Origin of the sequence: Streptococcus ilei (assembly GCF_000479335.1) — a bacterium.
Classification (GTDB): Bacteria; Bacillota; Bacilli; order Lactobacillales; family Streptococcaceae; genus Streptococcus; species Streptococcus ilei.
Window position 1 is genome coordinate 1,536,817 of the sequence record NC_022584.1, and the last position, 19,760, is coordinate 1,556,576.

Here is a 19,760-nt window from a genome sequence, read left to right on the forward strand (position 1 = left end):
TGAAAAAACAATAAATCTGTCAGTGACAGAATGAGTTTAAGACAAACAATTATTTTAATGAGAGTTTGATCCTGGCTCAGGATGAACGCTGGCGGCGTGCCTAATACATGCAAGTAGAACGCTGAAGCTTGGTGCTTGCACCGAGCGGATGAGTTGCGAACGGGTGAGTAACGCGTAGGTAACCTGCCTGGTAGCGGGGGATAACTATTGGAAACGATAGCTAATACCGCATAACAGTAGATATTGCATGATATCTGCTTGAAAGATGCAATTGCATCACTACCAGATGGACCTGCGTTGTATTAGCTAGTTGGTGAGGTAACGGCTCACCAAGGCGACGATACATAGCCGACCTGAGAGGGTGATCGGCCACACTGGGACTGAGACACGGCCCAGACTCCTACGGGAGGCAGCAGTAGGGAATCTTCGGCAATGGGGGGAACCCTGACCGAGCAACGCCGCGTGAGTGAAGAAGGTTTTCGGATCGTAAAGCTCTGTTGTAAGAGAAGAACGAGTGTGAGAGTGGAAAGTTCACACTGTGACGGTATCTTACCAGAAAGGGACGGCTAACTACGTGCCAGCAGCCGCGGTAATACGTAGGTCCCGAGCGTTATCCGGATTTATTGGGCGTAAAGCGAGCGCAGGCGGTTAGATAAGTCTGAAGTTAAAGGCTGTGGCTTAACCATAGTACGCTTTGGAAACTGTTTAACTTGAGTGCAGAAGGGGAGAGTGGAATTCCATGTGTAGCGGTGAAATGCGTAGATATATGGAGGAACACCGGTGGCGAAAGCGGCTCTCTGGTCTGTAACTGACGCTGAGGCTCGAAAGCGTGGGGAGCAAACAGGATTAGATACCCTGGTAGTCCACGCCGTAAACGATGAGTGCTAGGTGTTGGGTCCTTTCCGGGACTCAGTGCCGCAGCTAACGCATTAAGCACTCCGCCTGGGGAGTACGACCGCAAGGTTGAAACTCAAAGGAATTGACGGGGGCCCGCACAAGCGGTGGAGCATGTGGTTTAATTCGAAGCAACGCGAAGAACCTTACCAGGTCTTGACATCCCTCTGACCGCTCTAGAGATAGAGTTTTCCTTCGGGACAGAGGTGACAGGTGGTGCATGGTTGTCGTCAGCTCGTGTCGTGAGATGTTGGGTTAAGTCCCGCAACGAGCGCAACCCCTATTGTTAGTTGCCATCATTTAGTTGGGCACTCTAGCGAGACTGCCGGTAATAAACCGGAGGAAGGTGGGGATGACGTCAAATCATCATGCCCCTTATGACCTGGGCTACACACGTGCTACAATGGCTGGTACAACGAGTCGCAAGTCGGTGACGGCAAGCTAATCTCTTAAAGCCAGTCTCAGTTCGGATTGTAGGCTGCAACTCGCCTACATGAAGTCGGAATCGCTAGTAATCGCGGATCAGCACGCCGCGGTGAATACGTTCCCGGGCCTTGTACACACCGCCCGTCACACCACGAGAGTTTGTAACACCCGAAGTCGGTGAGGTAACCTTTTAGGAGCCAGCCGCCTAAGGTGGGATAGATGATTGGGGTGAAGTCGTAACAAGGTAGCCGTATCGGAAGGTGCGGCTGGATCACCTCCTTTCTAAGGATAAGGAAACCTGCACGTTCGTCTTGTTTAGTTTTGAGAGGTCTTGTGGGGCCTTAGCTCAGCTGGGAGAGCGCCTGCTTTGCACGCAGGAGGTCAGCGGTTCGATCCCGCTAGGCTCCATTGGTGAGAGATCACCAAGGATGAACATTGAAAATTGAATATCTATATCAAATAGTAACAAGAAAATAAACCGAAAACGCTGTGAATATTTAATGAGTTTTCTAATTTTTTAAGAAATTAGGTTAATAAGGTTAAGTTAATAAGGGCGCACGGTGGATGCCTTGGCACTAGGAGCCGAAGAAGGACGTGACAAACGACGAAATGCCTCGGGGAGCTGTAAGTAAGCGCTGATCCGGGGATGTCCGAATGGGGGAACCCAGCAGGTGATACCTGTTACCCATATCTGTTAAGGATATGAGGAGGAAGACGCAGTGAACTGAAACATCTAAGTAGCTGCAGGAAGAGAAAGCAAAAGCGATTGCCTTAGTAGCGGCGAGCGAAACGGCAGGAGGGCAAACCGAAGAGTTTACTCTTCGGGGTTGTAGGACTGCAATGTGGACATAAAGATTATAGAAGAACTACCTGGGAAGGTAGGCCAAAGAGAGTAACAGCCTCGTATTTAAAATAGTCTTTATACCTAGCAGTATCCTGAGTACGGCGAGACACGTGGAATCTCGTCGGAATCTGGGAGGACCATCTCCCAACCCTAAATACTCCCTAGTGACCGATAGTGAACCAGTACCGTGAGGGAAAGGTGAAAAGCACCCCGGGAGGGGAGTGAAATAGAACCTGAAACCGTGTGCCTACAACAAGTTCGAGCCCGTTAATGGGTGAGAGCGTGCCTTTTGTAGAATGAACCGGCGAGTTACGATATGATGCGAGGTTAAGTTGAAGAGACGGAGCCGTAGGGAAACCGAGTCTGAATAGGGCGCTTTAGTATTATGTCGTAGACCCGAAACCATGTGACCTACCCATGAGCAGGTTGAAGGTGCGGTAAAACGCACTGGAGGACCGAACCAGGGCACGTTGAAAAGTGCTTGGATGACTTGTGGGTAGCGGAGAAATTCCAAACGAACTTGGAGATAGCTGGTTCTCTCCGAAATAGCTTTAGGGCTAGCGTCGACATAAAGATTCTTGGAGGTAGAGCACTGTTTGGGTGAGGGGTCCATCCCGGATTACCAATCTCAGATAAACTCCGAATGCCAATGAATTATGGTCGGCAGTCAGACTGCGAGTGCTAAGATCCGTAGTCGAAAGGGAAACAGCCCAGACCACCAGCTAAGGTCCCAAAATAATTGTTAAGTGGAAAAGGATGTGGGGTTGCACAGACAACTAGGATGTTAGCTTAGAAGCAGCTATTCATTCAAAGAGTGCGTAATAGCTCACTAGTCGAGTGACCCTGCGCCGAAAATGTACCGGGGCTAAAACAATTTACCGAAGCTGTGGATACCTTTAATGGTATGGTAGGAGAGCGTTCTATGTGTGAAGAAGGTATACCGTGAGGAGTGCTGGAACGCATAGAAGTGAGAATGCCGGTATGAGTAGCGAAAGACAGGTGAGAATCCTGTCCACCGTAAGACTAAGGTTTCCAGGGGAAGGCTCGTCCGCCCTGGGTTAGTCGGGACCTAAGGAGAGACCGAAAGGTGTATCCGATGGACAACAGGTTGATATTCCTGTACTAGAGTATGTAGTGATGGAGGGACGCAGTAGGCTAACTAAAGCGTGCGATTGGAAGTGCACGTCTAAGCAGTGAGGTGTGAATTGAGTTAAATGCTTAGTTCTATAACATTGAGCTGTGATGGGGAGCGAAGTTTAGTAGCGAAGTTAGTGATGTCACACTGCCAAGAAAAGCTTCTAGCGTTTAAACATACTCTACCCGTACCGCAAACCGACACAGGTAGTCGAGGCGAGTAGCCTCAGGTGAGCGAGAGAACTCTCGTTAAGGAACTCGGCAAAATGACCCCGTAACTTCGGGAGAAGGGGTGCTGACTTTATGTCAGCCGCAGTGAATAGGCCCAAGCAACTGTTTATCAAAAACACAGCTCTCTGCTAAATCGTAAGATGATGTATAGGGGGTGACGCCTGCCCGGTGCTGGAAGGTTAAGAGGAGTGCTTAGCGGTAACGCGAAGGTATGAATTGAAGCCCCAGTAAACGGCGGCCGTAACTATAACGGTCCTAAGGTAGCGAAATTCCTTGTCGGGTAAGTTCCGACCCGCACGAAAGGCGTAATGATTTGGGCACTGTCTCAACGAGAGACTCGGTGAAATTTTAGTACCTGTGAAGATGCAGGTTACCCGCGACAGGACGGAAAGACCCCATGGAGCTTTACTGCAGTTTGATATTGAGTGTCTGTGCCACATGTACAGGATAGGTAGGAGCCATAGAGATCGGGACGCCAGTTTCGATGGAGGCGTTGTTGGGATACTACCCTTGTGTTATGGCCACTCTAACCCGGATAGGTGATCCCTATCGGAGACAGTGTCTGACGGGCAGTTTGACTGGGGCGGTCGCCTCCTAAAAGGTAACGGAGGCGCCCAAAGGTTCCCTCAGAATGGTTGGAAATCATTCGCAGAGTGTAAAGGTATAAGGGAGCTTGACTGCGAGAGCTACAACTCGAGCAGGGACGAAAGTCGGGCTTAGTGATCCGGTGGTTCCGCATGGAAGGGCCATCGCTCAACGGATAAAAGCTACCCTGGGGATAACAGGCTTATCTCCCCCAAGAGTTCACATCGACGGGGAGGTTTGGCACCTCGATGTCGGCTCGTCGCATCCTGGGGCTGTAGTCGGTCCCAAGGGTTGGGCTGTTCGCCCATTAAAGCGGCACGCGAGCTGGGTTCAGAACGTCGTGAGACAGTTCGGTCCCTATCCGTCGCGGGCGTAGGAAATTTGAGAGGATCTGCTCCTAGTACGAGAGGACCAGAGTGGACTTACCGCTGGTGTACCAGTTGTCTCGCCAGAGGCATCGCTGGGTAGCTATGTAGGGAAGGGATAAACGCTGAAAGCATCTAAGTGTGAAACCCACCTCAAGATGAGATTTCCCATAACTATATGTTAGTAAGAGCCCTGAGAGAAGATCAGGTAGATAGGTTAGGAGTGGAAGTTGTGTGAGCAATGGAGCGGACTAATACTAATAGCTCGAGGACTTATCCAAAAAGTAACTGAGGATATTTACAGCCGTTTAGATTTTTGTTAGAATATAGGTATTCAATTTTGAATGTTCATCATTCAGAGTTAAGTGACGATAGCCTAGGAGATACACCTGTACCCATGCCGAACACAGAAGTTAAGCCCTAGAACGCCGGAAGTAGTTGGGGGTTGCCCCCTGTGAGATATGGTAGTCGCTTAGCGTAGTCGGTCCCAAGGGTTGGGCTGTTCGCCCATTAAAGCGGCACGCGAGCTGGGTTCAGAACGTCGTGAGACAGTTCGGTCCCTATCCGTCGCGGGCGTAGGAAATTTGAGAGGATCTGCTCCTAGTACGAGAGGACCAGAGTGGACTTACCGCTGGTGTACCAGTTGTCTCGCCAGAGGCATCGCTGGGTAGCTATGTAGGGAAGGGATAAACGCTGAAAGCATCTAAGTGTGAAACCCACCTCAAGATGAGATTTCCCATAACTATATGTTAGTAAGAGCCCTGAGAGAAGATCAGGTAGATAGGTTAGGAGTGGAAGTTGTGTGAGCAATGGAGCGGACTAATACTAATAGCTCGAGGACTTATCCAAAAAGTAACTGAGGATATTTACAGCCGTTTAGATTTTTGTTAGAATATAGGTATTCAATTTTGAATGTTCATCATTCAGAGTTAAGTGACGATAGCCTAGGAGATACACCTGTACCCATGCCGAACACAGAAGTTAAGCCCTAGAACGCCGGAAGTAGTTGGGGGTTGCCCCCTGTGAGATATGGTAGTCGCTTAGCAAGATAGGAAGTTAGACGCTTCCTTTTTTGGGAGTTTAGCTTAGTTGGAATTGAGAGGAAATCGAGATTCCAATCGGCGGATAAGAGAAACGCAGTTTCTCACCGTTGGCTGAGCTAGACGACCATTTGGGAGTTTAGCTCAGCTGGGAGAGCATCTGCCTTACAAGCAGAGGGTCAGCGGTTCGATCCCGTTAACTCCCATAGGTCCCGTAGTGTAGCGGTTATCACGTCGCCCTGTCACGGCGAAGATCGCGGGTTCGATTCCCGTCGGGACCGTAGAAACGCAGTTTCTAGAAGATAATGATACGACTCGTTAGCTCAGTTGGTAGAGCAATTGACTTTTAATCAATGGGTCACTGGTTCGAGCCCAGTACGGGTCATTATAGCGGGTTTGGCGGAATTGGCAGACGCACCAGATTTAGGATCTGGCGCTTTACGGCGTGGGGGTTCAAGTCCCTTAACCCGCATAAAGGAATAATAATGAGCCGGCTTAGCTCAGTTGGTAGAGCATCTGATTTGTAATCAGAGGGTCGCGTGTTCAAGTCATGTAGCCGGCATTTTTTTATATAAAGAAACAGATGCGAACGTAGTTCAGTGGTAGAACACCACCTTGCCAAGGTGGGGGTCGCGGGTTCGAATCCCGTCGTTCGCTTGAGGAGGCCGGGGTGGCGGAACTGGCAGACGCACAGGACTTAAAATCCTGCGATTGGTAACGATCGTACCGGTTCGATTCCGGTCCTCGGCATAGACTTAGGTTGGAGAAGAAGCACCCTTAGCTCAACTGGATAGAGTACCTGACTACGAATCAGGCGGTTAGAGGTTCGACTCCTCTAGGGTGCATGGTCGCAAGACTATGTAAGAATTGAATAAGAACGAGCACCCTTAGCTCAACTGGATAGAGTACCTGACTACGAATCAGGCGGTTAGAGGTTCGACTCCTCTAGGGTGCATAAAGCGTAAGCTTTAGTTCGGGAAGTAGCTCAGCTTGGTAGAGTACTTGGTTTGGGACCAAGGTGTCGCAGGTTCGAATCCTGTCTTCCCGATTTATGGCGGTGTAGCTCAGCTGGCTAGAGCGTCCGGTTCATACCCGGGAGGTCGGGGGTTCGATCCCCTTCGCCGCTATACTATTGATCTTGTCGGACCTTTAGCTCAGCTGGTTAGAGCTCTCGGCTCATAACCGAGTGGTCGTAGGTTCAAGTCCTACAAGGTCCATAATTAGCTGGAGGATTACCCAAGTCCGGCTGAAGGGAACGGTCTTGAAAACCGTCAGGCGTGTAAAAGCGTGCGTGGGTTCGAATCCCACATCCTCCTTAATATTAACGCGGGATGGAGCAGCTCGGTAGCTCGTCGGGCTCATAACCCGAAGGTCGTAGGTTCAAATCCTGCTCCCGCAATATTTGGCTCGGTAGCTCAGTTGGTAGAGCAATGGATTGAAGCTCCATGTGTCGGCGGTTCGATTCCGTCTCGCGCCATTTTCTTTTAATACTAAGCGGGTGTAGTTTAGTGGTAAAACTACAGCCTTCCAAGCTGTTGTCGCGAGTTCGATTCTCGTCACCCGCTTTGAACATTCGTTCAATACCAAGTTTTTTACTTGGGCGCGTAGCTCAGGTGGTTAGAGCGCACGCCTGATAAGCGTGAGGTCGGTGGTTCGAGTCCACTCGTGCCCATTAGGAGAATTACTCAAGAGGCTGAAGAGGACGGTTTGCTAAATCGTTAGGTCGGGTAACCGGCGCGGGGGTTCGAATCCCCCATTCTCCGTATAAAATTAAGTTAGCTTTCTAGCTAACTTTTTTTGTTATTTTAATACATCAATAGAAATAAAAATGTAACAAAGGCGTAACATAAAATCTTTCATTTTCTGTTATACTAGTTAGTGTCTTATATGAAGGAGTCTTTTATTTTATGAAGAAAAAATTATTAACGACTATTTTACTTAGTACAGTTGCTTTATCACAAGTAGGTACAGTTATTTCTGTAGGAGCTGATTCTACTGATGATAAAATTGCTGCACAAGATAGTAAGATTGCTGATTTGAGTTCAAAAGAACAAAGCGCACAAGCAGAAGTTGATCAAATTCAATCTCAAGTTTCTGAAATCAAAAAGCAACAAGAAACTCTTAAAGCTGAAAATGATCGTTTGAACGAAGAGTCTGCTAAACTTTCAGCAGAGATTGAAGAGCTTTCTAAAAATATTGTTGCTCGTCAAGAATCATTGGCGAACCAAGCACGCAGTGCTCAAACAACAGGAACTGCTACAAGTTACATTAATGCTATTGTAAGTTCTGGTTCTTTGACTGAAGCTATTTCACGTGTTTCTGCAATGAATGAAATTGCTAGCGCCAACAACAAAATGCTCGAAGAGCAAAAACGCGATAAAGAAGCAATTGACGCTAAGCAAAAAGAAAACAATGAAGCGATCAACACTGTTATTGCCAACCAACAAAAATTAGATGAAGATTCGCAAGCATTGACAACTAAAGAAGCTGAGTTGAAGGTTGCACAATTGAATTTGGCAGCTGAAAAATCAACTGCAGAAAATGAAAAGAATGCTTTGCTTGCAGAAAAAGCGGCTGCAGAGAAAGCAGCAGCTGAAGCAGCAGCGGCTGAAGCAGCATACCGCGCACAACAAGAAGAGCAACGTAAGGCTGTAGAAGCATCTGCTAATACGAACTTGCAAGCACAAGTGCAAGCTGCTACTCAAACACCAGCAGCTGAAGCAGCACAACCTCAAGCAACTGTTGCAACTCCTGCAGCACCAGTAGTTCAAACTCAAACTGTTGCTACACCTGCTGCAGCTAGTCGTCCAACATACAGCAGTTCTGCAAGTTCATATCCAGTAGGTGAATGTACTTGGGGTGCGAAAGTATTGGCTCCTTGGGCTGGTGATTACTGGGGGAATGGAGCGCAGTGGGCTGCAAGTGCTGCAGCAGCTGGATTCCGTACTGGTAGCCAACCACAAGTCGGTGCTATTGCTTGTTGGAATGACGGTGGATATGGACACGTAGCAGTGGTTACAGCTGTTCAGTCAACTACAAGTATCCAAGTATCTGAATCTAACTACTTAGGTATCCGTAGCATTGGGAACTACCGTGGATGGTTTAACCCAGTTAATGCACAAGGAACAGTTACTTATATCTATCCAAACTAAGAATTCAAAACACCCACTTTTAGTGGGTGTTTTTTACTATAGTTACTATTTTAATTTTTGGTGGATTATGGATTGAAAAATCATGTAAAAAGCGTTACAATGGGTAAAGAGAAGATTTGTACAATTTGTACATTGTGGTTAAATTTATGTGGAGGAAATCATGTCGTTTTCGGATTTAATGCTGTTTGCTTTATCTTCTAACCAAGATTTGGCTGAACGTGTCTCTAAGGAGATGGGATTGCCACTTGGGAAGTCGACCGTACGTCAATTTTCAGATGGGGAAATCCAGGTCAATATTGAGGAGTCTATTCGTGGTAAAGAGGTTTATATTCTTCAATCAACGAGCTCTCCTGTAAATGATAATTTAATGGAAATTTTGATCATGGTAGACGCTTTAAAACGTGCCAGTGCTCAAACCATTAATGTAGTGATGCCTTATTATGGTTATGCCCGTCAAGACCGTAAAGCTCGTGCTCGTGAGCCGATTACATCCAAATTGGTTGCCAATATGTTAGAGATTGCTGGTGTGGATCGCCTTTTAACCATTGATTTGCATGCGGCTCAGATTCAAGGATTCTTTGATATTCCAGTGGATCATTTGATGGGGGCTCCATTGATTGCAGACTATTTTGAACGTCGTGGCATGATTGGTTCTGACTATGTGGTAGTCAGTCCGGACCACGGTGGTGTGACGCGTGCTCGTAAGCTAGCTGAATTTTTGAAAACACCGATCGCCATCATTGATAAACGTCGGAGTGTTGATAAAATGAACACCAGCGAAGTCATGAACATCATTGGGAACGTTGAAGGGAAAACTTGTATCCTGATCGATGATATGATCGATACTGCGGGAACCATTTGCCACGCTGCGGATGCACTTGCTGAAGCAGGAGCTGTAGAAGTCTATGCAAGTTGTACGCACCCTGTATTATCTGGTCCAGCTATGGACAATATTCAGAAATCAGCCATTAAGAAGTTGGTGGTGTTGGATACCATTTACCTACCTGAAGAGCGCTTAATCGATAAAATTGAACAAATCTCCATCGCTAAACTATTGGCAGAAGCGATTATCCGCATCCATGAAAAACGCCCTCTGTCTCCTCTATTTGAAATTGGAAATGCGAAAAAATCTTAAAAATGTAAAAAAGAGGTTGTAGAGAGCCTCTTTTTTAAGAAAGGAAAGATATGTTTTTCAACTGGTTAAAAAAAGAAAGTAAGATAAAAAATCAGAGGGAGGAGTTGTTGAAAGAAGCACAAAAAAATGAGGATAGAATGGATCCTTGTCTACCAAAAAAGACCTTGCCAAAAAGTGGTGCAATCAAATAAAAGAAGTAAAACACTCACAAAATAAAAGATTTCTACTTTAAAAGTCAAATCTTCTCTTACCTAAAAAAATATAAAATTAATTTAAAAAATAGGTCAGATTTTATTGACAAATAAAATATATCGTAGTAAACTAGTAATAGTTACGAAGTAACGAATTATTTTTTAAAATGAAAAAAGGAGATAAAACAATGAAAAAAGTTTTATTATCATCAGTAGCAGCTCTTTCACTTTTTGCAGCAGCAGCACCTGTATTTGCACAAGGTGAAAACCCAAATGCATCTAACCAATTGATCCAAAAGAAATATGTTTCTGAACGTGACGTTGCTGATGAAGCAAATGCACAAGTGGCAGCACACGATGCAGAAATTCGTGCAGAAGTTGCAAAACAACCTTCAGTAGTAGCAGCTCAAGCAGCTCTTGATGCGGCTAAAGATTACACTGGTCATGACCATGATGTAAAACTTGCTCGCGCTCAAGAAGACTTTGATCGTGTTTACAACGAAGCTTACAATACTGTTCGCAACCGTTACATCCAAGTTCTTCAACAAAAATATCGTGAAGCAGCTCAAAGCCAAGGTAACTACTGGAACGATCCAACTGGTGTAGAAGATAACAAACCTAACCTTACTCGTATTGCAGAAGACATCAAAGCTCAAACTGGTAAAGATGTTACTGTTACTACAGATGAAAATGGTAACGTTGTAGTTAAAGACGAAAAAGGTAACGTTATTGGTACTGTTGACAATAACGGTAACCTAGTTAAAGCTGATGCTAAAGCTGGTAAAACTCTTCCAAAAACAAGCGCAGTTAAATAATTTGATTATTAATTAGCTCGAAACGAATATCACTGAGTCCTAGGGCTCAGTGATATTTTTTAGAGAAAAAATCGTCATAAGGAGATCAACGAAATGAAAAGAGCTGAGAAAAAAGCTTCAAATAAATTGGTTGGAATCATTATTGCTCTTACTGCAGTCGTCGTGATTGTTGCTGGTTTTATTTTCTTCAATCCATTTGGGGGAGGAAAATCTTCTAGCACAGCTAAAAAGTCAACTAGTACAAGCTCAACCAAACAAGCAGCTAAATATGAACCAAGTCAAGAAGAAAAAGATTATTTAAAAAATCGTTTTGCCCAATTAACTGCGGTTAATCCAGAAACAATTGGTTATGTTTATGCACCAGGAACTGAGTTAGATGAGCCTGTTGTTCAAACAGGGGACAATGCTACTTATTTGGATAAAACTTTTGATGGTGGAAACGAACCTCTTATGGGAACTGTTTTCATGGATACAGATAACAAAAAGGACTTTAGCGATCGTTTGACTTGGCTCTTTGGTCATGCACGTGGCAGTAAAGTTGCAGATCATCGCATGTTTAATGATGTTAATTTCTATGATAACCAAGAGTACTTTAATCAGCACCCTTACGTAGTTATTGAAACACCTGAGCGCAAGTATTATTACGAAGCAATGGGCTTGGTCATTGTTCCTGAAACAACAGCTTTCTATCGTACCAGCTTTTCAGATGATGAAGATTTCACTACCCAGTTGAAAAACATCTATGAGTCAGCGCGTACAAAAAATCCAAATATTAAAATCAATGCTTCTGATAAGTACCTAGTCTTGTCTACTTGTCGCGAAGAAGATGAAACGATCCGTTCCAATCTCTACCTTCGTCAAATTCCGGATTCGGAAATGAAGGATTTCTTGGCGAAACATGGTGATCAGTTGAATTATGTTGCAACACGTGGTCAAGAATAGAAAAGATTTGGTAAAATTTATTCAATGAGAGGATTTAGCATGTGCTAAGTCCTTTTTTGATGAGAAAGGCCATTATTGTATCATTTTAGTTGGGACTAGCCCCTTTTTTGCGATGCTTTTCCATTTATAGTATAATGGTGATAGAACTTTTTTGGAGGTGGCTATGGATTTAACAAAACGGTTTAATCAAAATTTGAATCGAATCGAGATTTCCTTGATTCGTCAGTTTGACCAAGCCATTTCTTCTATTCCAGGTGTTTTACGCTTAACCTTGGGTGAACCAGATTTTACAACGCCAGATCATGTAAAGGAAGCAGCAAAAGCAGCTATTGACGCCAACCAGAGTCATTATACGGGGATGAGTGGCTTGCTAGCTCTACGTGAAGCTGCTAGTCAGTTTGTAGCTGAAAAATATAACCTACAGTATCGACCAGAGGATGAAATTTTGGTCACGATTGGGGCAACGGAGGCCCTTTCTGCGACCTTGACCGCTATATTGGAACCGGGAGATGTAGTGCTCTTACCAGCACCAGCTTATCCTGGTTACGAACCTATTATTAAACTGATGGGGGCTAGTGTCGTCGAAATCGATACGACAGACAATCGCTTTATCCTCAGTCCAGAGGCTTTAGAAAAGGCCATAGAAGAGCAAGGAGATCGCATCAAGGCGGTTATTCTCAACTACCCAGCTAATCCGACAGGTGTCACCTACTCTAAGGAGCAGATGCAGGAGTTGGCTAGAGTCTTGAAGAAATATGAAATCTTTGTCGTTTGTGACGAAGTTTATTCAGAGCTAACCTATACAGGTCAGTCTCACGTTTCCTTGGGATCCTATCTACGGGACCAAGCCATTATTATCAATGGCTTATCTAAGTCTCATGCCATGACAGGCTGGAGACTCGGTTTTATCTTTGCGTCGGCTCCCTTGACAGCTCACTTAATCAAGAGTCATCAGTACTTGGTGACTGCGGCGGGGACCATGAACCAGTATGCAGCCATTGAAGCCTTAACGGTTGGTAAAGACGACGCAGAGCCGATGAAACGGGAATACATAGAGCGTCGAGATTATATCATCAAAGAAATGTCTGCCATGGGCTTTGATATCATCCGCCCAGATGGGGCCTTCTATATTTTTGCTAAGATCCCACAAGGATATAACCAAGACTCCTTCGATTTTTTGAAGCTCCTAGCCCAAGAAAAGGCTGTTGCCTTTATCCCAGGAATGGCTTTTGGCCCTTACGGCGAAGGATATGTGCGCTTGTCTTATGCAGTAAGTATGGAAGTAATCCAAGAAGCGATGAGTCGGTTGAAGGAGTTTATGAAAGAACATGCTGGAGAGCATTGAGAGTCGTGGCATTGTCCTCTACCATCGGGATTACCGAGAGGACGATAAGCTGGTTAAAATCTTTACAGAGCAAGCTGGCAAGCTCATGTTTTTCGTGAAACATGCCAATCGTTCTCGGTTGAATTCTATGATCCAACCGTTGACTTTAGCGGATATGTATCTGAAAATCAATGATGACGGACTCAGCTATATCGAAGATATTCATGAGGTTCAAAGTTTCCAAGGGATTAATCAAGATCTTTTTCGTCTTTCCTACGCAACCTATATACTGGCCTTGGCAGATGCTAGTATACAGGATCGTCAACCTGATCCAGCTTTATTTGCTTTTTTAGAGCAGACCTTGCAATTGATGGATCGGGGCTTGGATTATGAAATCTTGACCAATATTTTTGAAATGCAGATTTTATCCCGATTTGGTGTTGCCTTAAACGTCCATGAGTGTTGTGTCTGTCATCGAGTGGGGTTGCCTTTTGATTTTTCATTCCGCTTGGGTGGTGTCCTTTGCCCAGATCATTATGATCGTGACGAAAGACGAGCGCACTGGGATCCAAACGCCCTCTATTTGTTGGATCGTTTTCAAGCTGTGAAATTTAGTGAGTTAGAGACGATTTCCATCCATGATGAGATGAAGAAAGAGTTGAGAAAGTGCCTAGACCAACTCTATGATGAATATGTAGGCATTCATCTAAAATCTAAGAAATTTATTGATTCCCTAGGAAGCTGGGGAGAGATCTTAAAAGATCAGTCTGGAGGTAAGAAATGAAAAAAATTGCAGTTGATGCAATGGGTGGAGATCATGCTCCACAGGCCCTGGTAGAAGGGGTCAATCAAGCCATACAAGAATTTAAGGATATTGAAGTCATTTTGTATGGGGATGAGGCTAAAATTAAGCAATACCTGACAGCAACTGAACGGGTATCCATCGTCCATACGGATGAGAAAATCAACTCAGATGATGAGCCGACTCGTGCGATTCGTCGGAAAAAGCAAGCCAGCATGGTCTTAGCAGCGCATGCAGTTAAGAATGGAGAAGCGGATGCCATGCTTTCTGCAGGAAATACAGGGGCTCTTCTTGCCTCTGGTTACTTCATCGTCGGTCGGATCAAGGTCATCGATCGTCCAGGTTTGATGTCGACTCTTCCTACCCTTGATGGGAAGGGCTATGATATGTTGGATCTGGGGGCAAATGCTGAAAATACGCCAACACACTTGCACCAATATGCGATTATGGGAGCCTATTATGCAGAGAATGTCCGTGGCATTAAGCGGCCTCGTATCGGTCTCTTAAATAACGGAACAGAGGAAAGCAAGGGTGATCCCCTACGCAAGGAGACCTATCAATTATTAGCAGCAGATCCTTCTCTTAATTTTGTAGGAAATGTAGAAGCGCGTGACTTGATGGATGGAGTTGCTGACGTCATTGTGACAGATGGATTTACAGGAAACGCTGTCCTTAAGACAATGGAAGGAACTGCTCTGGGCCTCTTTAAACAGTTGAAAACGGTCCTTAGTGGTGGCGGGTTGAAAGCTAAGATTGGAGCCCTCCTCTTGAAGAATGATCTACGAGGTTTGAAAAAGACCTTGGATTATTCAGATGTTGGAGGTGCGGTCTTGTTTGGCTTGCAAGCCCCTGTCGTGAAAACCCATGGTTCTAGTGATGCCAAGGCAGTCTATAGTACGATCCGCCAGATCCGGACCATGTTGGAAACAGATGTTATTCGTAAATCTGTGGTTGAATTATCAGAATTGGAGGAAGAGAAATGAGTCGTCATCAAGAAATTTTTAAACTAGTTGAAGGGTTGATTCAAGATCATAAGGGATCTGACTATGAGGTTACTTTGGATTTAGATTTACGAAAGGACTTGGAAGTAGATTCCGTTGATCTCATGGAATACATTATTTATTTGGAAGAAGCCTACCAAATTGACATCCCAGATAAAGACATTGATGCCATGGCAACTGTTGGAGATATGGTAGACTACGTTTTGAAGAAAACAAGCAAATAAAGTTCGGTTTTTACGAACGAATAAGCATCTAAAAATAAGAGGTTGAATCTTTTTGATTCAATCTCTTATTATTTTTGTATTACAAGCTAACAAGATACGGATTTAACTTGAAAAAACAACATCTCTGTGATACACTGAAAGGGATAAAAGATGAAAGGCGAACAAGAAGATGTCCGATCAATTAATTTATACGGGGAAAGCAAAAGATATTTATAGTACGGAAGACGAACATGTGATTAAGTCGGTCTACAAGGACCAGGCAACCATGCTGAATGGAGCTCGCAAAGAGACCATTGAGGGCAAAGGTGTGCTGAATAATCAGATTTCGTCTCTTATTTTTGAAAAATTAAATGCTGCGGGTGTAGCGACACACTTTATCGAACGTATTTCTGACACCGAACAACTCAACAAGAAGGTGACCATCATTCCTTTGGAGGTTGTGCTTCGTAACGTGACTGCGGGTTCTTTCTCAAAACGTTTTGGTGTTGAAGAAGGTTTAGACTTAAAAACTCCAATCGTTGAATTTTACTACAAAAACGATGAGTTGGATGATCCCTTTATCAATGATGAGCATGTGAAGTTTTTGGATATTGCTAATGATGAGCAAATTGCTTATATCAAGGAAGAAACACGTCGTATCAATGAGTTGTTGAAGAGTTGGTTTGAGCAAATTGGTCTGCGTTTGATTGACTTTAAATTGGAATTTGGTTTTGATAAGGATGGCAAGATTATCTTGGCCGATGAATTCTCACCAGATAACTGTCGCCTTTGGGATGCAGAAGGGCACCATATGGACAAGGATGTTTTCCGTAGAGACTTGGGCAGTCTGACAGATGTATATAAGGTTGTTTTAGAAAAATTGCAGGGCTTGAAGTAATGATTTTCTTCAGCTTCAATAACCTATTTGAATAGATATAAAGGAAATAAAATGGATAAACGTATTTTCGTTGAGAAAAAAGCTGATTTTCGTGTGAAATCTCACTCTTTACTAAAAGAATTACAGCATAATCTTCAGTTGAAAACTTTGAAGGATCTTCGGATTGTGCAGGTTTACGATGTCTTTAATTTGGCAGAGGACTTGTTTGCGCGTGCGGAGAAACATATCTTCTCTGAGCAAGTGACCGATACTGTTTTGGATGAAGCTACGATCAAGGCAGATCTTGCTAACTATGCTTTCTTTGCTATCGAAAGCTTGCCTGGTCAATTTGACCAACGTGCAGCATCTTCACAAGAAGCTTTGCTATTGCTTGGTAGCTCAAGTGATGTAACAGTCAATACTGCTCAATTGTACTTGGTTAACAAGGATATTGATGCGAATGAATTGGAAGCTGTTAAAAACTATCTCTTGAACCCGGTGGACTCTCGTTTCAAAGATATCACTCTTGGCATTGCCAAGCAGGATTTCTCTGAGTCTGATAAGACCATTCCAAGCTTGGATTTCTTTGAAACTTATACAGCAGAAGATTTTGCACAGTATAAGGCAGAGCAAGGATTGGCCATGGAAGTGGATGACCTTCTCTTCATTCAAGACTATTTCAAGTCAATTGGACGGGTACCAACGGAGACGGAGCTTAAGGTGTTGGATACTTACTGGTCTGACCACTGCCGTCACACAACGTTCGAGACTGAGTTGAAAAACATCGACTTCTCAGCTTCTAAATTCCAAAAACAATTGCAAGCGACTTATGACAAGTATATCGCCATGCGTGATGAGTTGGGACGTACGGAAAAACCTCAAACCTTGATGGATATGGCGACTATTTTTGGTCGCTATGAGCGTGCCAATGGTCGTTTGAATGACATGGAAGTGTCTGATGAAATCAATGCCTGCTCAGTTGAAATTGAAGTAGATGTCAATGGTGTCAAAGAACCATGGCTTCTTATGTTCAAGAACGAAACTCATAACCACCCAACGGAAATTGAACCATTTGGTGGAGCGGCTACTTGTATCGGTGGTGCCATTCGTGACCCATTGTCAGGTCGCTCTTACGTTTACCAAGCCATGCGTATCTCAGGTGCTGGTGATATTACAGCTCCGATTTCAGCGACTCGCGCTGGTAAATTGCCACAACAAGTGATTTCTAAAACAGCGGCTCATGGCTATTCTTCATATGGGAACCAAATTGGTCTTGCAACAACCTATGTTCGTGAATACTTCCACCCAGGATTCGTTGCTAAGCGTATGGAACTAGGTGCCGTTGTCGGTGCAGCTCCTAAGGAAAATGTTGTCCGTGAAAAACCTGAAGCTGGTGATGTGATTATCTTGTTCGGTGGGAAGACTGGACGTGACGGTGTCGGTGGTGCGACCGGTTCTTCTAAAGTTCAAACGGTTGAATCGGTTGAAACAGCTGGTGCTGAGGTTCAAAAAGGGAATGCCATCGAAGAACGGAAGATTCAACGTCTTTTCCGTAATGGGGATGTGACCCGTCTGATCAAGAAATCAAATGACTTTGGAGCTGGTGGTGTCTGTGTGGCTATCGGTGAATTGGCAGATGGTCTTGAAATTGATCTAGACAAAGTGCCATTGAAATACCAAGGTTTGAACGGAACCGAAATTGCCATTTCTGAATCACAAGAACGGATGGCAGTGGTGGTTCGTCCAGAAGATGTAGATGCCTTCGTTGTTGAATGTAACAAAGAAAATATTGATGCGGTTGTCGTGGCAACTGTGACGGAGAAACCAAATCTTGTCATGCACTGGAATGGCCAAACCATCGTTGATTTGGAACGTCGTTTCCTTGATACAAACGGAGTACGGGTAGTTGTCGATGCTAAGGTAGTTGACAAGGATGTCAAGCTCCCAGAAGAACGCCAAACATCTGCTAAAACCCTTGAAGCAGATACTCTTGCAGTATTGGCTGACCTTAACCACGCCAGTCAAAAAGGTTTACAAACTATCTTTGATAGCTCGGTTGGTCGTTCAACAGTCAATCACCCACTTGGTGGTCGCTACCAACTCACACCAACGGAAGCTTCTGTTCAGAAATTGCCAGTCCAACATGGAGTGACCACAACGGCCTCTGTCATGGCCCAAGGTTTTAACCCTTATGTAGCTGAATGGTCTCCATATCATGGAGCTGCTTATGCGGTCATTGAAGCAACCGCTCGTTTGGTTGCTGCTGGTGCAAACTGGTCTAAGGCTCGTTTCTCTTACCAAGAGTACTTCGAGCGGATGGATAAACAAGCAGAGCGTTTTGGTCAACCAGTAGCTGCTCTTCTTGGATCTATTGAAGCTCAGATTCAACTTGGTTTGCCATCTATTGGTGGGAAGGACTCTATGTCTGGTACTTTTGAAGAATTGACAGTACCACCAACCTTGGTTGCTTTTGGGGTGACAACAGCAGACAGCCGTAAGGTTCTTTCTCCAGAATTTAAGGCTGCTGGTGAACATATCTACTACATCCCAGGTCAAGCTTTAACCCAAGAGATTGACTTTGATCTCATCAAGTCGAACTTTGCTCAATTTGAAGCCATTCAAAAGGCTCACAAAGTGACAGCCGCATCAGCTGTCAAATATGGTGGTGTCCTTGAAGCTCTTGCCCTTGCAAGCTTTGGGAACCATATTGGTGCCACTGTTCAATTAGCTGATCTTGACACCAGCTTGACAGCTCAATTAGGCGGATTTGTCTTCACATCTCCTGAAGAAATTGCAGGTGTTGAGAAGATTGGACAAACAGTTGCAGACTTTACACTGCTTGTCAACGGTGTAACGCTTGATGGACACAAGCTTGACAGTGCCTTCCAAGGTAAGTTGGAAGAAGTTTATCCAACAGAGTTTGAACAGGCTACTGAACTGGAAGAAGTACCTGCTGTTGCATCAAATCCTGTTATTAAAGCTAAAGAAGCAGTGGAAAAACCAGTGGTTTACATCCCAGTATTCCCAGGAACCAACTCTGAGTATGACTCCGCTAAGGCCTTTGAAAAAGAAGGTGCAACAGTCAACTTAGTGCCATTTGTCACATTAAATGAAGAAGCGATTGTCAAGTCAGTTGACACCATGGTTGACAACATCGAAAAAGCCAACATTATCTTCTTTGCGGGTGGCTTCTCAGCAGCAGATGAACCAGATGGATCAGCTAAATTTATCGTGAATATCTTGCTCAATGAAAAAGTACGTGCAGCTATTGATCACTTTATCGAAGGTGGTGGTTTGATCATCGGTATCTGTAATGGATTCCAAGCCCTTGTTAAATCAGGTCTCCTTCCATACGGTAACTTTGAAGATGCAAGCAGTACCAGTCCAACCCTTTTCTACAACGATGCCAACCAACACGTGGCTAAGATGGTGGAAACACGGATTGCAAACACGAACTCACCATGGCTTGCTGGCGTGGAAGTTGGTGACATCCATGCTATCCCAGTATCACACGGTGAAGGGAAGTTTGTCGTGACAGCTGAGGAATTTGCAGAGCTTCGTGACAATGGTCAAATTTTTAGCCAATACGTTGACTTCGAAGGAAAACCTAGCATGGATTCTAAATACAATCCAAATGGTTCTGTCCATGCGATTGAAGGAATCACTAGCAAGAACGGTCAAATCATTGGGAAGATGGGACACTCAGAACGTTTCGAAGACGGTCTCTTCCAAAATATTCCAGGAAATAAAGACCAGCATCTCTTTGCATCAGCGGTTCAATATTTTACTGGAAAATAAA

At 44.5% G+C, this 19,760-nt stretch carries 10 protein-coding genes, 19 tRNA genes and 4 rRNA genes; all 33 read left to right on the forward strand.

Annotation, left to right across the window (positions count from 1 at the left end; all coding sequences use genetic code 11):
• Window positions 1-53: 53 nt before the first annotated feature.
• Window positions 54-1,602 (forward strand): 16S ribosomal RNA (locus N596_RS07120).
• 53 nt (window positions 1,603-1,655) lie between these two features.
• Window positions 1,656-1,728 (forward strand) — tRNA-Ala (locus N596_RS07125).
• 129 nt (window positions 1,729-1,857) lie between these two features.
• Window positions 1,858-4,760: ribosomal RNA gene (locus N596_RS07130) — 23S ribosomal RNA — on the forward strand.
• A gap of 80 nt (window positions 4,761-4,840) precedes the next feature.
• Window positions 4,841-4,956: ribosomal RNA gene (gene rrf, locus N596_RS07135) — 5S ribosomal RNA — on the forward strand.
• Window positions 4,957-5,408: 452 nt separating this feature from the next.
• Window positions 5,409-5,524 (forward strand): 5S ribosomal RNA (rrf, locus tag N596_RS07140).
• The 16S, 23S and 5S rRNA genes sit together here with 19 tRNA genes alongside, the layout of an rRNA operon.
• A 128-nt stretch (window positions 5,525-5,652) precedes the next feature.
• Window positions 5,653-5,725, forward strand: a tRNA-Val gene (locus N596_RS07145).
• Window positions 5,726-5,727: 2 nt separating this feature from the next.
• Window positions 5,728-5,800, forward strand: a tRNA-Asp gene (locus N596_RS07150).
• A gap of 31 nt (window positions 5,801-5,831) precedes the next feature.
• Window positions 5,832-5,904: transfer RNA gene (locus N596_RS07155), tRNA-Lys, on the forward strand.
• A 5-nt stretch (window positions 5,905-5,909) separates the two neighbouring features.
• A tRNA-Leu gene (locus N596_RS07160) sits at window positions 5,910-5,991 on the forward strand.
• Window positions 5,992-6,008: 17 nt separating this feature from the next.
• Window positions 6,009-6,081, forward strand: a tRNA-Thr gene (locus tag N596_RS07165).
• A 23-nt stretch (window positions 6,082-6,104) separates the two neighbouring features.
• Window positions 6,105-6,176 (forward strand) — tRNA-Gly (locus tag N596_RS07170).
• Window positions 6,177-6,183: 7 nt separating this feature from the next.
• A tRNA-Leu gene (locus tag N596_RS07175) sits at window positions 6,184-6,269 on the forward strand.
• Window positions 6,270-6,290: 21 nt separating this feature from the next.
• Window positions 6,291-6,364, forward strand: a tRNA-Arg gene (locus N596_RS07180).
• A 36-nt stretch (window positions 6,365-6,400) separates the two neighbouring features.
• Window positions 6,401-6,474 (forward strand) — tRNA-Arg (locus tag N596_RS07185).
• 19 nt (window positions 6,475-6,493) lie between these two features.
• Window positions 6,494-6,567 (forward strand) — tRNA-Pro (locus N596_RS07190).
• Window positions 6,568-6,572: 5 nt separating this feature from the next.
• Window positions 6,573-6,646, forward strand: a tRNA-Met gene (locus tag N596_RS07195).
• 16 nt (window positions 6,647-6,662) lie between these two features.
• A tRNA-Ile gene (locus N596_RS07200) sits at window positions 6,663-6,736 on the forward strand.
• A gap of 9 nt (window positions 6,737-6,745) precedes the next feature.
• Window positions 6,746-6,835: transfer RNA gene (locus tag N596_RS07205), tRNA-Ser, on the forward strand.
• 9 nt (window positions 6,836-6,844) lie between these two features.
• Window positions 6,845-6,918 (forward strand) — tRNA-Met (locus tag N596_RS07210).
• Window positions 6,919-6,923: 5 nt separating this feature from the next.
• A tRNA-Phe gene (locus N596_RS07215) sits at window positions 6,924-6,996 on the forward strand.
• 17 nt (window positions 6,997-7,013) lie between these two features.
• Window positions 7,014-7,084 (forward strand) — tRNA-Gly (locus N596_RS07220).
• Between the two features lie 33 nt (window positions 7,085-7,117).
• A tRNA-Ile gene (locus tag N596_RS07225) sits at window positions 7,118-7,191 on the forward strand.
• Between the two features lie 3 nt (window positions 7,192-7,194).
• A tRNA-Ser gene (locus N596_RS07230) sits at window positions 7,195-7,282 on the forward strand.
• 144 nt (window positions 7,283-7,426) lie between these two features.
• Window positions 7,427-8,671, forward strand: a complete 1,245-nt coding sequence (gene pcsB / locus N596_RS07235) for a peptidoglycan hydrolase PcsB (protein ID WP_023027440.1) — start codon at window positions 7,427-7,429, stop codon at window positions 8,669-8,671.
• A 160-nt stretch (window positions 8,672-8,831) separates the two neighbouring features.
• The gene (locus tag N596_RS07240) at window positions 8,832-9,806 is read left to right on the forward strand and encodes a ribose-phosphate diphosphokinase (protein ID WP_023027441.1); all 975 of its coding nucleotides are present in this window, start codon (window positions 8,832-8,834) and stop codon (window positions 9,804-9,806) included.
• Window positions 9,807-10,185: 379 nt separating this feature from the next.
• Window positions 10,186-10,812 carry an amylase-binding adhesin AbpA gene (gene abpA, locus N596_RS07250; protein ID WP_042361305.1) on the forward strand — a complete coding sequence of 209 codons (627 nt, stop codon included), beginning with the start codon at window positions 10,186-10,188 and terminating at the stop codon, window positions 10,810-10,812.
• A gap of 93 nt (window positions 10,813-10,905) precedes the next feature.
• Complete coding sequence (srtB, locus tag N596_RS07255; RefSeq protein WP_023027444.1) at window positions 10,906-11,754, forward strand: class B sortase, LPKTxAVK-specific; 849 nt, start codon at window positions 10,906-10,908, stop codon at window positions 11,752-11,754.
• Window positions 11,755-11,917: 163 nt separating this feature from the next.
• A complete protein-coding gene (locus N596_RS07260) occupies window positions 11,918-13,099 on the forward strand; it encodes a pyridoxal phosphate-dependent aminotransferase (RefSeq protein WP_023027445.1) in 1,182 nt (393 codons plus the stop codon).
• Entirely contained in the window at window positions 13,083-13,862 is a 780-nt protein-coding gene (gene recO / locus N596_RS07265; protein WP_023027446.1) for a DNA repair protein RecO, read from the forward strand. The genes N596_RS07260 and recO overlap by 17 nt, the downstream gene beginning before the upstream one ends.
• A complete protein-coding gene (plsX, locus tag N596_RS07270; protein WP_023027447.1) occupies window positions 13,859-14,863 on the forward strand; it encodes a phosphate acyltransferase PlsX in 1,005 nt (334 codons plus the stop codon). Before recO ends, plsX begins: the two co-directional genes overlap by 4 nt.
• Entirely contained in the window at window positions 14,860-15,105 is a 246-nt protein-coding gene (locus N596_RS07275; protein ID WP_023027448.1) for an acyl carrier protein, read from the forward strand. The genes plsX and N596_RS07275 overlap by 4 nt, the downstream gene beginning before the upstream one ends.
• 169 nt (window positions 15,106-15,274) lie before the next feature.
• Window positions 15,275-15,982: a phosphoribosylaminoimidazolesuccinocarboxamide synthase gene (purC, locus tag N596_RS07280; protein ID WP_023027449.1), complete on the forward strand. Its 708-nt coding sequence runs from the start codon at window positions 15,275-15,277 to the stop codon at window positions 15,980-15,982.
• 51 nt (window positions 15,983-16,033) lie between these two features.
• Complete coding sequence (locus N596_RS07285; RefSeq protein WP_023027450.1) at window positions 16,034-19,759, forward strand: phosphoribosylformylglycinamidine synthase; 3,726 nt, start codon at window positions 16,034-16,036, stop codon at window positions 19,757-19,759.
• Window position 19,760 lies beyond the last annotated feature (1 nt).

Excerpts from the sequence above, each read along its gene's own strand:
- pcsB (WP_023027440.1), top strand. The coding sequence starts at position 7,427 with ATGAAGAAAAAATTATTAACGACTATTTTACTTAGTACAGTTGCTTTA.
- N596_RS07240 (WP_023027441.1), top strand. The coding sequence starts at position 8,832 with ATGTCGTTTTCGGATTTAATGCTGTTTGCTTTATCTTCTAACCAAGAT.
- abpA (WP_042361305.1), top strand. The coding sequence starts at position 10,186 with ATGAAAAAAGTTTTATTATCATCAGTAGCAGCTCTTTCACTTTTTGCA.
- srtB (WP_023027444.1), top strand. The coding sequence starts at position 10,906 with ATGAAAAGAGCTGAGAAAAAAGCTTCAAATAAATTGGTTGGAATCATT.
- N596_RS07260 (WP_023027445.1), top strand. The coding sequence starts at position 11,918 with ATGGATTTAACAAAACGGTTTAATCAAAATTTGAATCGAATCGAGATT.
- recO (WP_023027446.1), top strand. The coding sequence starts at position 13,083 with ATGCTGGAGAGCATTGAGAGTCGTGGCATTGTCCTCTACCATCGGGAT.
- plsX (WP_023027447.1), top strand. The coding sequence starts at position 13,859 with ATGAAAAAAATTGCAGTTGATGCAATGGGTGGAGATCATGCTCCACAG.
- N596_RS07275 (WP_023027448.1), top strand. The coding sequence starts at position 14,860 with ATGAGTCGTCATCAAGAAATTTTTAAACTAGTTGAAGGGTTGATTCAA.
- purC (WP_023027449.1), top strand. The coding sequence starts at position 15,275 with ATGTCCGATCAATTAATTTATACGGGGAAAGCAAAAGATATTTATAGT.
- N596_RS07285 (WP_023027450.1), top strand. The coding sequence starts at position 16,034 with ATGGATAAACGTATTTTCGTTGAGAAAAAAGCTGATTTTCGTGTGAAA.